At 66.9% G+C, this 14,501-nt stretch carries 15 protein-coding genes; 10 read left to right on the plus strand and 5 right to left on the minus strand.

What is annotated here, in order from left to right; genetic code table 11:
• The first annotated feature begins 5 nt into the window (after positions 1 to 5).
• The 3 genes from lpdA (at position 6) to AMB_RS20060 (ending at position 2,491) form a co-directional block, all read left to right on the plus strand.
• Positions 6 to 1,415, plus strand: coding sequence for a dihydrolipoyl dehydrogenase (gene lpdA, locus AMB_RS20050; RefSeq protein ID WP_011386317.1), 1,410 nt, complete (start codon positions 6 to 8; stop codon positions 1,413 to 1,415).
• Between the two features lie 319 nt (positions 1,416 to 1,734).
• Positions 1,735 to 2,106, plus strand: coding sequence for a MerR family transcriptional regulator (locus AMB_RS20055; protein WP_011386318.1), 372 nt, complete (start codon positions 1,735 to 1,737; stop codon positions 2,104 to 2,106).
• A complete protein-coding gene (locus AMB_RS20060; RefSeq protein ID WP_011386319.1) occupies positions 2,090 to 2,491 on the plus strand; it encodes a carboxymuconolactone decarboxylase family protein in 402 nt (133 codons plus the stop codon). The genes AMB_RS20055 and AMB_RS20060 overlap by 17 nt, the downstream gene beginning before the upstream one ends.
• On the opposite strand, the gene AMB_RS20065 is transcribed toward AMB_RS20060, so the two are convergent.
• A complete protein-coding gene (locus AMB_RS20065) occupies positions 2,492 to 2,938 on the minus strand; it encodes a bacteriohemerythrin (protein ID WP_011386320.1) in 447 nt (148 codons plus the stop codon). It lies immediately after the preceding gene.
• Positions 2,939 to 3,051: 113 nt separating this feature from the next.
• Between AMB_RS20065 and AMB_RS20070 the strand changes: the two genes are divergently transcribed.
• Positions 3,052 to 4,248: an MFS transporter gene (locus AMB_RS20070; RefSeq protein ID WP_197531967.1), complete on the plus strand. Its 1,197-nt coding sequence runs from the start codon at positions 3,052 to 3,054 to the stop codon at positions 4,246 to 4,248.
• Between the two features lie 142 nt (positions 4,249 to 4,390).
• Here the strand turns inward: AMB_RS20070 and AMB_RS20075 are convergent, their stop codons facing one another.
• Complete coding sequence (locus AMB_RS20075) at positions 4,391 to 4,633, minus strand: type II toxin-antitoxin system RelE/ParE family toxin (protein WP_043745362.1); 243 nt, start codon at positions 4,631 to 4,633, stop codon at positions 4,391 to 4,393.
• A 1-nt stretch (position 4,634) separates the two neighbouring features.
• Positions 4,635 to 4,919, minus strand: a complete 285-nt coding sequence (locus AMB_RS20080) for a transcriptional regulator (protein WP_231848906.1) — start codon at positions 4,917 to 4,919, stop codon at positions 4,635 to 4,637.
• A gap of 100 nt (positions 4,920 to 5,019) precedes the next feature.
• Here AMB_RS20080 and pap point away from each other — a divergent pair, with 100 nt between their 5' ends.
• Together pap and AMB_RS20090 are read left to right on the plus strand one after the other, a co-directional pair.
• On the plus strand, positions 5,020 to 6,558 hold the full coding sequence (gene pap / locus AMB_RS20085; protein WP_043745365.1) for a polyphosphate:AMP phosphotransferase: 1,539 nt from the start codon (positions 5,020 to 5,022) through the stop codon (positions 6,556 to 6,558).
• A gap of 158 nt (positions 6,559 to 6,716) precedes the next feature.
• Complete coding sequence (locus tag AMB_RS20090) at positions 6,717 to 8,432, plus strand: methyl-accepting chemotaxis protein (protein ID WP_011386324.1); 1,716 nt, start codon at positions 6,717 to 6,719, stop codon at positions 8,430 to 8,432.
• A 195-nt stretch (positions 8,433 to 8,627) separates the two neighbouring features.
• On the opposite strand, the gene metW is transcribed toward AMB_RS20090, so the two are convergent.
• Entirely contained in the window at positions 8,628 to 9,254 is a 627-nt protein-coding gene (gene metW / locus AMB_RS20095) for a methionine biosynthesis protein MetW (RefSeq protein WP_043745368.1), read from the minus strand.
• Positions 9,251 to 10,432, minus strand: coding sequence for a homoserine O-acetyltransferase MetX (locus AMB_RS20100; RefSeq protein WP_011386326.1), 1,182 nt, complete (start codon positions 10,430 to 10,432; stop codon positions 9,251 to 9,253). Before AMB_RS20100 ends, metW begins: the two co-directional genes overlap by 4 nt.
• A 136-nt stretch (positions 10,433 to 10,568) precedes the next feature.
• Between AMB_RS20100 and AMB_RS20105 the strand changes: the two genes are divergently transcribed.
• The 4 genes from AMB_RS20105 (at position 10,569) to AMB_RS20120 (ending at position 14,377) form a co-directional block, all read left to right on the plus strand.
• The gene (locus AMB_RS20105; protein WP_043745372.1) at positions 10,569 to 11,444 is read left to right on the plus strand and encodes a chorismate mutase; all 876 of its coding nucleotides are present in this window, start codon (positions 10,569 to 10,571) and stop codon (positions 11,442 to 11,444) included.
• 22 nt (positions 11,445 to 11,466) lie between these two features.
• Positions 11,467 to 12,558 carry a histidinol-phosphate transaminase gene (gene hisC, locus AMB_RS20110; RefSeq protein ID WP_011386328.1) on the plus strand — a complete coding sequence of 364 codons (1,092 nt, stop codon included), beginning with the start codon at positions 11,467 to 11,469 and terminating at the stop codon, positions 12,556 to 12,558.
• Complete coding sequence (locus AMB_RS20115) at positions 12,555 to 13,439, plus strand: prephenate/arogenate dehydrogenase family protein (protein ID WP_011386329.1); 885 nt, start codon at positions 12,555 to 12,557, stop codon at positions 13,437 to 13,439. Before hisC ends, AMB_RS20115 begins: the two co-directional genes overlap by 4 nt.
• A 113-nt stretch (positions 13,440 to 13,552) precedes the next feature.
• A complete protein-coding gene (locus AMB_RS20120) occupies positions 13,553 to 14,377 on the plus strand; it encodes a VOC family protein (RefSeq protein ID WP_011386330.1) in 825 nt (274 codons plus the stop codon).
• The last annotated feature ends 124 nt before the right edge of the window (positions 14,378 to 14,501 follow it).

The following is a 14,501-nucleotide window of genomic DNA, read 5'->3' on the forward strand; positions in this document are numbered from 1 at the left end:
AATCCATGTCCGATACTTCCTTCGACGTCGTCATCATCGGCGGTGGCCCCGGCGGCTATGTCGCCGCCATCCGCGCCGCCCAGCTGGGCCTGAAGACCGCCTGCATCGAAAAGCGCGGCAGCCTGGGCGGCACCTGCCTCAACGTCGGCTGCATCCCGTCCAAGGCGCTGCTGACCGCGTCCCACCACTACCACGCCGCCGCGCACGAGCTGGGCTCGTTCGGCATCAAGGTGGCCAAGGTCGAGATGGACGTGGCCGGCATGATGGGCCACAAGGACAAGGTGGTGTCCGATAACACCAAGGGCATCGAGTTCCTGTTCAAGAAGAACAAGGTGACCTACATCGTCGGCGCCGGCGCCATCACCGCGCCCGGCCAGATCGAAGTCACCGCCAAGGACGGCGCCAAGTCCAATGTCGCCGCCAAGCACATCGTCATCGCCACCGGCTCCGACGTCACGCCGCTGCCCGGCGTCGAGATCGACGAGGAGGTGATCATCTCCTCCACCGGCGCCCTCGCCCTGTCCAAGACCCCCAAGCACATGGTGGTCATCGGCGGCGGCGTCATCGGCCTGGAACTGGGCACCGTCTGGGGCCGCCTGGGCGCCAAGGTCACCGTGGTGGAATTCCTCGACCGCATCCTGCCGTTCAACGACGGCGAGGTCTCCAAGCAGATGCAGCGCCTTTTGGCGAAGCAGGGCATGGAGTTCAAGCTGGGCACCAAGGTCACCGGCATCGCCAAGAAGGGCAAGACCGCCACCGTCACCGTGGAGCCCGCCGCCGGTGGTGCCGCGGAGAAGATCGAGGCCGATTCCGTCCTGGTGGCCATCGGCCGCAAGCCCTACACCGAGGGCCTGGGCCTGGATAAGGTCGGCGTGGCGCTGGACAAGCGCGGCTTCGTCCAGATCGACGGCCACTTCCGCACCAACGTGCCGGGCATCTACGCCATCGGCGACGTGGTCGGCGGCGCCATGCTGGCCCACAAGGCCGAGGAAGAGGGCGTCGCCCTCGCCGAGATCCTCGCCGGTCAGCACGGCCATGTGAACTACGAGGCCATTCCGGCCGTGGTCTACACCTGGCCGGAAGTGGCCAGCGTCGGCAAGACCGAAGAGCAGCTCAAGGCCGAAGGCATCGCCTACAAGGCCGGCAAGTTCCCCTTCACCGCCAACGGCCGGGCCCGCTCCATGAACGAGGTCGATGGCTTCGTCAAGGTGCTGGCCTGCGCCACCACCGACAAGGTCCTGGGCGCCCACATCGTCGGCCCCAATGCCGGCGACCTCATCGCCGAAGTGGTCCTGGCCATGGAATTCGGCGCGGCGTCGGAAGACATCGCGCGCACCTGCCACGCCCATCCGGGCCTGGGCGAAGCGGTCAAGGAAGCCTGCCTCGCCGTGGACGGCCGCCCGCTGCACACGTAGTTTTTTCGTTCCCGTTGCGGAAAGGGCGTCCCTCGGGGCGCCCTTTTTGTTTTGGACGTGGAAGGAAGGAAAAGAATGCGAAGGGACTCGTCCCTTCGCGCATCCCCCCTTCTGTTTAGACCATCGCGCGCGAAATCAGAAACAGGCTGTCACCCTGAGCGCCGCGAAGGGTCTTTCACGCGAGGACGCCCGCCGCTTCAGGCTGAAAGATCCTTCGCGGCGCTCAGGATGACAACCTGTCTCACATTTGACACTCGGCACTTTAGCCTTGACCTGGAGTTGGCTCCAGGTTGTAGCAAGGAGGGGAAGGAGGCGTCCCATGAAGATCGGAGACCTGGCCGCCCGCAGCGGCCTCAGCCATGACACCTTGCGCTGGTATGAAAAGATCGGCCTGTTGCCCCGTCCGCCCCGGTCATCTTCGGGGCATCGGGACTACGACCCGGCCATTCTGGCGTGGATCGAATTCCTGGGGCGCCTGAAGGTCACCGGCATGCCCATCAGCCAGATGCTGGCCTATGCCCGCCTGCGCGAGCAGGGGGAGGCCACCCTGGGCGAACGGCGGCAAATGCTCGAGGCCCACCGGCAGGTGGTGCGACAGCGCATCGCCGACCTGCAATCCAGCCTCGCCCACCTGGATGCCAAGATTCATCACTACGCCACACTGGAGACCCGCCATGACCCAGGTCCATGACACCCGTTACCAGCGCGGCCTTGCCGCCCTGTCAGCCATCGACGGCGAGGCCGGCGAGAAGGTCGTGGCCCAACTGGCCGATATCGCGCCGGATTTCGCCCGCTATCTGATCGAGTTCCCTTTCGGCGATATCTACAGCCGTCCCGGCCTTGACCTCAGAAGCCGCGAAATCGCCACCATCGCGGCCCTGGCCGCCCTGGGCAACGCCCAACCCCAGCTCAAGGTCCACATCACGGCGGCCCTTAATGTCGGCGTCACGCGAGACGAGATCGTCGAAATCCTCATGCAGATCGCCGTCTATGCCGGCTTTCCCGCCGCGCTGAACGCCCTCTTCGCGGCCAAGGAAGTGTTCTCGTCCCATCCGCCGTCGGGCGCGGCGCAATGATCACGCCACCTCGCGCCCCCGTCCCCGCTCGCGCAGGAATTCGACGAAGGCCGAGTCGTAGGTCAGGATGTGGTCACACAGCCAGCGCTTGAGCAGGTCGACCAGTTCCTCCGCCACCAGCTCCGGCCCCGACAGCATCAGCCGGTCGATCAGCACGTCCAGTTGGAAGATCAGGTATTCGTGGTCATAGCGATGGGCTTCGCAGTCGGGATAGCCGGCGCTTTCCATGCTGTGCTGTTCGCGGGTGAAATGCTCGCGGGTGAACAGGCAAAGATCGGCGACCGCCGAGGTCACCACGTCCGCCCCCAGCCGGGCCGCCGAGAACACCCGGTTCATCAGGGCGAACATCTCGCGGTGATCCTCGTCGTCCTGCTCTGCCTGAAGCAGAAGGTCATCGGACCACTCGATCTTCTCGTTCCCCCATGAAACAATCTCGTTCGAGGCCATATGACAGGTATCCTCGTCACCTGGCAGCGCCCGCACGGCGTCCCCAACGCCTAACTGTACGGTATACACCCGATGCTTGAATTGATACGAACCGAAAGTCATGGATCATTGTGGTGAGTAGCGCCCCCTCCCTGGGCGCCAAGGCCGTCTTTTGCCTGTGCGCGGCGGAGGTGCTGACCATGGTCGGCGTCTTCGCCTTTCCTGCCCTGCTGCCCGCCTTCGTGACCGAATGGGGGCTATCCAATACCGAGGCGGGGTGGATTTCCGGGGTGCTGTTCGCCGGCTATACCCTGGCGGTGCCGGTGCTGACCACCCTGACCGACCGCATGGATGCCAAGCGGGTCTATCTCTGCGGCGCGCTGGTGGCCGGGATCTCCTGCCTGCTCTACGCCGTGGCGGCGGAGGGATTCTGGTCGGCCCTGGCCTTGCGCTTCCTGGCCGGAGTGGGACTGGCGGGGACCTATATGCCCGGACTGAAGGCCCTGGTCGACCGCACCCGGGGACCCAAGCAGGCCCGGTGGATCAGCTTCTACACCGCCTCGTTCTCCCTGGGCACCAGCGGCTCGTTCATGATCATCGGCGCCGTGGCGGAACTCTGGGGCTGGAAGTCCGCCTTCGCCCTGGCCGGCGTCGCCGCCCTGGCCGCCTTCGCCCTGGTGCTGGCGCAACTGGAGAAGGCCGAGCCCATTCCGCCGGCCCAGCCGGTCAATCCCTTCGATTTCGGCCCGGTCTTTCGCAACCGCGCCGCCATGGGCTATGTGCTGGGCTATGCCGCCCATGTGTGGGAGCTGTTCGGCGCCCGCTCGTGGATGGTGGCCTTCCTCGCCTGGGTGCTGGCCTCGCAGCCGGGGGCCGGCGGGCCGTCTCCCACCACCGCCGCCACCATCGGCGCCCTGCTGGCCATGGCGTCATCCGTGATCGGGGCCGATCTGGCCATCCGCTTCGACCGCCGCCGGGTCTGCGCCCTGGCCATGGTGTCCTCGGCCCTGCTGGCGGCGGTGATCGGCTTTCTGGGCGGCCTGCCCTATGGCATCGTCGTCGGGCTGATGCTGCTCTACAACGTGCTGATCCAGATCGATTCGGCGGCCTTAACCACCGGCGCGGTGATGGCGGCCGAGCCCGAGCGGCGCGGCGCCACCATCGCCATCCACTCCCTGCTGGGCTTTGGCGCCGGATTCGTCGGCCCCCTGGCCTTCGGCATGGTGCTGGATCTGGCGGGCGGAGGAAACTCGTCCCTGGCCTGGGGTCTGGCCTTCGCATCCCTGGCGGTGGTGGTCGGACTGGGGCCGCTGGCGCTGCGGATGAAATAGGCACCGTCCATTGGCGACAATGCAAGTGGGCTTCCGCCCACACCGGATCGGGGCGCCCCCGCCCCCCTCTATTTTATTCATAAAATCGAAGGGGGCTTGGGGCATCGCCCCAAATGGGTTCGGGCGATAGCCCGACGGCCGCTCACATCACCCGCAAAATCATCACCCCGCCCGCGCCCGCCCGATAGACCAGCCGCCAGGGCAGACCGGGCAGCGGCAGTTCGCGGGTGCCGGGCGCCGTTCCCTCACGTCCCCGTTCGGGGAACTCGGCCAGGCAATCGGCGGAATCGGCGATCAGGCGGCCGATGCGCTTGGCCGCCTCGCCGCCCAGGCCGCCGCGCAGCCGGAACAGATCGGTGAGGGCGGCATCGGACCAGCGGATCATCTCAGCAGCTTCCGGGCGGGCCGGATTCTCCGTCGCCCCCCCAGCCCAGCAGCCAGAGCCTGACCCGGGCATGGTCGGCGGACAGGCCGGGGCGAGCGCCGAATTCGCCCTCCCCCGCCGCCGCGATCACCGCCCGGTGGGCGGCGTCCCTGTCGTCCTCGACATCGAGGAAGTGGCGCAACGCCCGGTCCAGCAGCGCCGCCGCATCACCACCCTCGACCGCCAGGCGCTGGTCCAGCCGGCGGGCGAGATCGTCGTCGAGAACCAGTTGAAGCGTCCGGGGCATGTCTTTCTCCTGCAAGATGGGGAAGTCTACAGCCTCTTGTGACACCTGCCCAATAAGCATACGCTCATACTTCCGGTTGATCGCCATGGGGGGATGGGACATGTTCGAAGCGGCTGAACTGGGGCGCAAGATCTCGCGCGAGGAATTCGACGCCATGGCGCCGGGCCTGCGCACCGAGCTTCTGGCCCTGCAACAGCAACTGCGCGAGGCGGACTTTCCCGTGATCGTGCTGTTCGCCGGCGTCGACGGGGCCGGCAAGAACGAGACGGTCAACCTGCTGAACGAATGGATGGACCCGCGCTGGATCGTGACCCGCGCCTATGGCCCGCCGTCCGACGAGGAGCGCGAGCGCCCGGAATACTGGCGCTACTGGCGCGACCTGCCGCCCAAGGGCAAGGTCGGGCTGTTCATGTCGTCGTGGTACCACCACCCGCTGATCGACCGCGTCAGCGACAAGATCACCACGCCCGAACTGGACGAGCGGCTGGAGCGCATCGTTCACTTCGAGAAGACCCTGGCGGACGAGGGCGCCCTAATCCTCAAATTCTGGATGCACCTGTCCCAGAAGGCCCAGAAGAAGCGCCTGAAGAGCCTGGAAAAGGACCCGCTCACCGCTTGGCAAGTCACCAAGCAGGATTGGGACCACTGGGAGATGTACGACAAGTTCGTCGCCACAGCCGAACACCTGATCATGCGGACCAGCAAGGGCCATGCCCCCTGGCAGATCGTCGAGGGCGCCGATCCCCGCTACCGCTCGGCGGTGGTGCTGCAGACCTTGAAGGACGCCATCACCAAGCATTTCGCGGCGCGGGATGCGGTCAAGAAGGTCAATGCCGAGATCAAGGACAAGGCCAAAGCCAAGGCCAAGAATAGCACCGAGCCCAGCATTCTGGCGTCGCAGCCGTCCATCCTGTCCTCCCTCGACATGACCTTGTCCATCGAGGGCGCCGAATACAATCAGGCCCTGCAGGAACAGCGCGCCCGCCTCGCCCACCTCTACCACGTGGCCCGGGAAAAGGGTGTCTCCACCGCCCTGGTGTTCGAGGGCTGGGACGCCGCCGGCAAGGGCGGCACCATCCGCCGCCTGACCAATGCGCTCAACGCCCGGGACTATCAGGTCATTCCCATCGCCGCCCCCACCGAGGAGGAGCGGGCCCAGCATTACCTGTGGCGGTTCTGGCGCCATGTCGCCCGCGCCGGCCGCGTCACCGTGTTCGACCGCTCGTGGTATGGCCGCGTCCTGGTGGAACGGGTCGAGGGCTTCTGCACCGAGGAAGCCTGGCGCCGCGCCTATGGCGAGATCGTCGATTTCGAACAGCAGCTCACCGATCACGGTATCGTCATGTGCAAGTTCTGGCTGCACATCACCGCCGAGGAGCAGTTGGCCCGCTTCAACGCCCGCGGCGAGATCGAATACAAGAAGTGGAAGCTGACCGACGAGGACTGGCGCAACCGCGAACAGTGGGGCGTCTACGAACAGGCGGTCAACGACATGGTCGAGCGGACCTCCACCACCAACGCGCCCTGGACCCTGGTCGAGGCCAATTCCAAGTCCTATGCCCGGGTCAAAGTCATGCGCACCGTCGCCGATGCCCTGGAGGCCGCCCTGGGCAAAGCTGGAAAAAAGAAGAAGGATTAGAATGGCAAACCTGAGTCTTTCGGATAGGCTGCCCTATCTGACTGATGTAATAATTCCGAAATAGGTACTTGACTGCCGGTTTCTTCCTACATAAAAACCCTTACGAATGGGAGGGAGAGTGCGCAAAGCACCACCTCGCCTTCTGGTAGGGGGGTTACATGAAGATCGCAATCCGGCTGTGGCTGATCGTCGCCACCGCGCTGTGTGGCATTGCCGCCGTGGTGGCCGCCAGCTTGGCCCAGATGAACCACGACCTGATGGACGACCGCGAGGTGAAGACCCGCCACATCGTCGAGGTCGGCCAATCCCTGCTCTCCCATTACGAGGAGATGGAGCGCGCCGGACGCCTCAGCCGTGACGAGGCCCAGGCCGCCGCCATCGCCGCCGTGTCCAAGCTGCGCTACGAGGGAACCGAGTATCTCTGGATTCATCGTCTCGACGAATCCGTGATGCTGTCGCATCCCAACGCCAAGCTGATCGGCCAGCCCATCCTGGACATGAAGGACCCCAACGGTCTGTTCCTGTTCCGCGAGATGAACCGGATGGTCAAGGAGAAGTCCGTCGGCTTCGTCTACTACATGTGGCCCAAGCCCGGCGCCACCGAGCCCGTCGCGAAGCTTTCCTACGTCCAGGGCTTCGCCCCCTGGGGCTGGGTGATCGGCAGCGGCATCTACATCGACGACGTCTCCGCCGCCTTCCGCACCCGCGCCGTGGAATTCGGCGCCGCAGCGCTCGGCATCCTCGCCCTTGTCTGGCTGATCGCCGCCTGGGTGGGACGCGGCATCACCCGTCCCCTGGGCGACGTCACCGGCGCCCTGGACCGCCTGACCAGCGACGACCACAGCGTGGAAATCCGCCACACCGGGCGCACCGACGAGATCGGCGCCCTGGCCCGTGGCCTGAAGGTCTTCCAGACCCATATCGAAGCCGCCGCCCGTGCCGCCGAGGAAAAGCTGCGCCAGCAGGAGGCCGATCTGGCCCGCCAGAGCCGCATCGCGGCCCTGACCTCGGAATTCGACGCCAAGGTGGCCGGCGTGATCAAGTCGGTGGGCGCCGCCGCCGCCCAGATGCAGTCCACCAGCCAGTCCATGTCGGCCATCGCCGACCAGACCGCCCGGCAGTCCACCGCCGTGGCCGCCGCCGCCAACCATGCCGCCATGAGCGTCCAGACCGTGGCCGCCGCCACCGAGGAACTGCACGCCTCGGAAGCGGAAATCGCCCGTCAGGTGGAAGTCTCCACCTCGCGCTCACGCACCGCCGTCCAGGAGGCCGAACGCTCCAGCGAGATCGTCAGCGGCCTCAATTCCGCCGCCGGCCGCATCGGCGAAGTAGTGGCGCTGATCAACGACATCGCGTCGCAGACCAACCTGCTGGCGCTCAATGCCACCATCGAGGCCGCCCGGGCGGGCGAGGCCGGAAAGGGCTTCGCCGTGGTCGCCAACGAGGTCAAGAACCTCGCCAACCAGACGGCACGCGCCACCGACGAGATCTCCTCGCAGATCGGCGAGGTACAGTCGGCCGCCACCCTGGCCGCCGAGGCCATCGCCGCCATCGTCAACACCATCGCCGAGATCGACGAGACCTCGTCCGTGGTGGCCATCGCCGTGGACCAGCAATCGGCGGCCACCACCGAGATCGCCCGCTCCATCGAGCAGGCCGCCACCGGCACCGCCGAGGTCTCCAATAATATCGGCGAGGTCAGCGACGCCGCCCGCCACGCCGGCTCCACCGCCTCCGAGGTCCTCGCGGCGGCGGCCGAACTCACCGGCCAGGCCGACGCGCTGCGCACCGAGGTGGAGCAGTTCCTGAATGCCATTCATCAGGGGCAAAGGCCGACGCAGGCACCCCATCTGCATCTGGTGGCGGCGGAGTAGCACTCCGCCCCTGCCGGGGGACCCCGCTTCGCGGCAGGGCGACCGCCCAGACCCGTTCGGAGGCACAGCCTCCGAACCACCGGTTGCTTCTTATTTCAATCGATTAATAAGCTGAAGGGTTCGGGAAGCTGTGCTTCCCGATTGGGGGATCGGGGGCAAAAGCCCCCGAAGCGGCGCATCTCCGCACCCCGCCCCTTACCCTTCGCGCGACAGCACGAACAATCCCTGGTCGGCGAACAGATTGGCGATGCCCTCGCAGGAGGGGATCGCCATGGTCTTGCCGCCGCGGTCCAGGGGGATGGAGCGCTCGACCTTGATCTGCAAATCGCGGCACAGGTCCAGGAAGTCCCTGATGGTGCAAAAGTGGATGTTGGGCGTGTCGTACCACTCATAGGCCAGGGTGTCTGTCACCGGCATGCGGCCATGGGTCAGCAGGTGCAGGCGCACCCGCCAATGGCCGAAATTGGGAAACGACACGATGGCGCGGCGGCCGATGCGCAGCATGTGCGACAGCACGGTGCGCGGCGCGTAGGTCGCCTGCAGCGTCTGGCTGAGGATCACGTAATCGAAGGCCCCCGAGGGATAATCCTTGAGGTCAGTATCGGCATCGCCCTGGATCACCGACAGGCCGTGGGAGACCGCCGCCGACACCCCGGCCATGGACAGTTCGATGCCGCGCCCGTCCACATTCTTGGTGCGGCCCAGCCAATCCAGCAGTGCCCCCTCGCCACAGCCTACGTCCAAAACCCGCGAGCCGGGCTCGACCATGTCGGCGATCAGCCGGAGGTCGACGCGAAGATTGCCGTTGGCCACGGTCATCATCGGCCGGCTCCCTCGGTGCGCGGCAGGCCGCGATGGGTGGCGGCGCCCTCCAGGAAACCGGTGAGGGTGGCGTGGAACTCGGGCTCGTCCAGCAAGAAGGCGTCGTGGCCCTTGTCCGACTTGATCTCGACGAAGCTGACATTGGCGGCGACGGCGTTCAGCGCATGCACCACCGCCCGGCTTTCCGGGGTGGGGAACAGCCAGTCGCTGGTGAAGCTGACCACGCAAAAGCGGGTCCGCGTGCCTCGGAAGGCATTGGCCAGCACGCCGCCGCTTTCCGCCGCCAGATCGAAATAATCCATGGCCCGCGTGATGTAGAGGTAGGAATTGGCGTCGAAACGGTCGACGAAGGTGTTGCCCTGGTGGCGCAGGTAGCTCTCCACCTGGAAATCGGCGTCGAAGCCGTAGGTGACGGTATCGCGGTTCTGCAGGTTGCGGCCGAACTTCTGATGCAACGCCGGCTCGGACAGATAGGTGATGTGCGCCGCCATGCGCGCCACCGCTAACCCGCGATGGGGGCGCTTGCCCTCTTGCAGGTAATTACCTTCGCACCAGTCGGGATCGGCCATGATCGCCTGGCGCCCCACCTCGTGGAAGGCGATGTTCTGGGCCGAATGCCGCGCCGCCGAGGCGATGGGAATGGCCGAGAACACCCGCTCGGGATAGACCTGCGCCCATTTCAGCACCTGCATGCCGCCCATGGAGCCGCCGACCACGCAAAACAGCTGGTCGATGCCCAGATGGTCGACCAGCCGCGCCTGGACCTTGACCATGTCGCCGATGGTGATCACCGGGAAATCCAGACCCCAGGCCTGTCCGGTGGCCGGGTTCTCGTCCACGGGACCGGTGGTGCCCATGCAGCCGCCCAGCACGTTGGAGCAGATCAGGAAGTAGCGGTCGGTGTCGAACACCCGCCCCGGCCCTACCAGCTCGTGCCACCAACCGGGCTTGGCAGTGATGGGGTGGGGGTCGGCGACGTAATGGTCGCCGGTCAGCGCGTGACAGATGAGAATGGCGTTGGACTTGTCGGCATTGAGGCGGCCATAGGTCTGGTAGGCCACCTGGATCGGTCCCAGCTCGACGCCGCAATCCAGCCGAATCGGCCGGTCGCGCCCCAGTTCGACCTTGAGGCCGGCGGGGTTGGCGGAGGCAGTGGGAACGGGCTCGCTCTGGGTCATCGGATCACGCGCCGTGACGGGGAATGGATTAGCTATGGTCGCGGGAGGGGACTGTCAACGTTTTCTTTGATTTCCGCGCCAAGCCGCACTAAACCTATCCCCCTTGGACCCACCAATTCCGGCCCCAAATTCCGCCATGACCCAGGACAGCGCAGCCCTCGAGCAGCTCCGTCGTGAAATTGATCGCATCGACGATCAGTTGCACGACCTGCTGATGCGCCGCACCAGCCTGGTGGGCAGCATCGCCGCCGCCAAGAGCGACCGGCGGGTGACGCTGCGCCCCGGCCGCGAGGCGCAGATCCTGCGCCGCCTGCTGGCCCGGCATGAAGGCGCTTTTCCCAAGCTGGCCGTGGTGCGCATCTGGCGCGAGATCGTCGGCGCGCTGACCGGACTTCAGGCCCCTCTCAACGTGGCGGTCCACGCCGCCGGGCGCTCCACCGCCGCCATCGAGCTGGCGCGGAACCATTTCGGCGTGGTGGCGCCGCTGCACGCCTTCCGCAGCCCCGGCCAGGTGGTGCGCGCCATCGCCGACGGCGTGGCCACGGTGGGGGTGATCCCGCTGATCCCCGGCACCGAGGCGGCCGACGACGCCGAGCCCTGGTGGACCAGCCTGATGCTGGAAAGCGGCGACGCGCCCCGGGTGGTGGCCCGCCTGCCCTTCGCCCCGACGCTGCCGGTCAAGGGATCGGGCGAGCCCCTCCAGGCCCTGGTCATCGCCTGCCGCGACCACGATGAATCCGGCGACGACCGCACCCTGGCGGTACTGGAGACCGGCCCCGACGTCAGCCGCGACCGCCTGCGCGCCATCTTGGGCGCCGGCGGGCTGGAACCGGCCGAACTGCTGGCCATCCACCGTCATGGCGGCCAATGGCTGCATCTGGTGGAGATCCTGGGCCACGTCACCGCCGCCGATCCGCGGCTGATGGCCCTGGTCGCCCCCAAGGACCCCGTCGGCCGCATTGCCGTGGTCGGCGGTTACGCCACCCCCTTCGCGCCCGAGGCGCTCGTCTGACCCTTTCGCTGGAGATTACATCGTGACCGCACCCGCGCCCCGCCCCGGCATCATGGACATCCGCCCCTATGTGGGTGGCGAATCGGCGATCGAGGGCGTCGACCGCATCTTGAAGCTGTCTTCCAACGAAGGCGCGCTGGGCCCCAGCCCCAAGGCCATGGAGGCGCTGCGCGCCATGGCGCCCGAGATGCACCGCTATCCCGACGGCGGCGCCGAGGATCTGCGCAAGGCCATTGGCGCGCGCTTCGGCCTGGACGCGTCGCGCATCGTGTGCGGCGCCGGCTCGGACGAGCTGCTGGGCATCCTCTGCCGCGCCTATGCCGGCCCCGGCGACGAGGTCCTGTATTCGGCCCACGGCTTCCTGATGTACGCCATCGCCGCCAAGGCCTGCGGCGCCACCCCGGTCACCGCCCCCGAGGTGGACCTGACCGCCAATGTGGACAACCTCCTGGCCGCGGTGACGCCGCGCACCAAGATCCTGTTCCTGGCCAACCCGAACAACCCCACCGGCACCTATCTGCCGGCCACCGAGGTCGCCCGCCTGCGCGCCGGCCTGCGTGCCGACATCCTGCTGGTCATCGACGCCGCCTATACCGAGTTCGTCAGCCGCAACGATTATTCCGGCGGCATCGAGCTGGTGGAAGCCGGCGACAACGTGGTGGTCTGCCGCACCTTCTCCAAGATGTACGCCCTGGGCGGCCTGCGTCTGGGCTGGGCCTATTGCCCGGAGAACGTGGCGGGCGTGCTGAACCGGGTGCGCAACCCCTTCAACGTGGGCGCCCCCGCCCTGGCCGCCGGCCTGGCCGCCTTCAACGACACCGCCTATGCCGAGCTGTGCAAGAGCCACAACGACTACTGGCTGCCCTGGCTGTCGGGCCAGTTGGCCGAGCTGGGCCTCACCGTGGTGCCCAGCGTCTGCAACTTCATCCTGGTGCGCTTCCCCAAGGACGCGGGCAAGGACGCCGGCGCCGCCGACAAGTTCCTGCGCTCCAAGGGCATCATCGTGCGCGCCATGGGCGGCTATGGCCTGGGCGATTGCCTGCGTATCACCATCGGCACCGGCGAGGAAAACCAGCTGGTGGTCGCGGCCCTGAAAGAGTTCGTGGGAGCATGACACAACCCTTGTTCGATACCGTCTGTTTCGTCGGCATCGGCCTGATCGGCTCGTCCCTGGCGCGGGCCATGCGCAAGCATGGCCTGGCCCGGCGCATCCTGACCCTGGACCCCAGCGAGAAGGCCCGCCAGACGGCGCTGGAACTGGGCGTGGTCGACGCCGCCAGCGACAATCCGGCCGCCTTGATCCCCGAATCCGATCTGGTGGTGATCGGTGCCCCGGTCGGCGCCACCCAGGCGGTGGGCGCCGCCATCGGCCCGCATCTGGTGCCCGGCACCATCGTCACCGACGTCGGCTCGGTGAAGCTGTCGGTGATCCGCGACCTCGGTCCCCACATCCCCGACGGGGTCGAACTGGTCCCCGGCCACCCCATCGCCGGCACCGAGCATTCGGGGCCGGAAAACGGCTTCGCCGAACTGTTCGAGGGCCGTTGGCACATCCTGACCCCCGTCACCGGCGGCGACCCCAAGGCTGTGGACAAGGTGGCCGAGCTGTGGCGCAAGGTCGGCTCCCAGGTGGAGATCATGGACCCCCACCACCACGACAAGGTGCTGGCCATCACCTCGCATCTGCCGCATCTGATCGCCTACACCATCGTCGGCACCGCCAACGACCTGGAAGGCCATATGCAGCAGGAGGTGATCAAGTTCTCCGCCTCCGGTTTCCGCGACTTCACCCGTATCGCCGCCTCGGACCCGGTGATGTGGCGCGATGTGTTCCTCAACAATCGCGAAGCGGTGCTGGAAGTGATCCAGCGTTTCACCGAGGACCTCACCGCCTTGCAGCGGGCCATCCGTTGGGGCGAGGGCGAGGTGCTGCACAAACGCTTCTCCGAGACCCGTGCCATCCGCCGCGCCATCATCGACGCCAAGCAGGCGTAACGTGCCCGTATTGGACAATGCCCCAAGCCGCCTTTGATTTATAAATAAAGGGTGGTTTGGAGGCATCGCCTCCAAGCGGGGCCGGGGCGGCAGCCCCGACAGGAGGAGCAGCCATGACCAGCCGCATCACCGGTCTCGACCACGTTATCATCGCCGTGCGCGACCTGGACAAGGCCGCCGCCACCTTCCGCGCCCTGGGCTTCACACTGGCGACCAAGGGCGAGCACGCCGAGTGGGGCACCGCCAATTACTGCATCATGTTCGGGGATGATTACCTGGAACTGCTGGCGGCGGTGGGCGAGGGCGGACCGGCCGACCGGGTGCGCACTTTTCTCGACGACAAGGGCGAGGGGCTGATGGGCCTGGTGTGGGGCACCGAGGACGCGGCCGCCGACAGCGCCCGCCTGGGCGTCGAGCCGCCGGGCGATCTGTCGCGCAGCATTGAAGGCGACGTGGCCCGCTTCAAGGCCGGCATTTTGCCCCCCGAGACCACCCCTGGCATCGCCTCGTTCCTGTGCCAGCATCTCACCCCGGAAAAGCTGCGCCGCCCGGGGTGGACCGAGCACGCCAACAGCGCCACCGGCATGCTGTCGGTCACCGCGCTGATGGCCGAGCCGCTGGAGCTGATGCCCGCCTGGGACCGATTGATCGGCCCCGCCGCCGCCACCGCCACCGACGAGCTGGTGACCGTGCACACCCGCCACGGCATGATCTTCCTCTGCATGCCCGACGACATCGGGCAATTGCATCCCGAGGCGGACGAAGAGGATCTGCCCCCGGCCCCGGCCATGGTGGCCCTGACCCTGCGCATCACCGACCGGGCCGCCGCCGTGCGGGCGCTGCAGGCGGCCGGAATCGCTTATGAGCGCGACCGCCAGGGCAAGGTGGTCATCGCCCCCGAGGATGCCTGCGGCGTGCTGATCGAGCTGCTGGAATAACTATTGGGCACTCACCCAAGCCCATCCGGGGCGATGCCCCGGCCCCCCTCTTGATTCAAAGGGAGGCTTGGAGGCATCGCCTCCAACCGGGGCTCATCTCTCCGAGATTGGGGGGCGGGAGCCC

Origin of the sequence: Paramagnetospirillum magneticum AMB-1 (assembly GCF_000009985.1) — a bacterium.
Classification (GTDB): Bacteria; Pseudomonadota; Alphaproteobacteria; order Rhodospirillales; family Magnetospirillaceae; genus Phaeospirillum; species Phaeospirillum magneticum.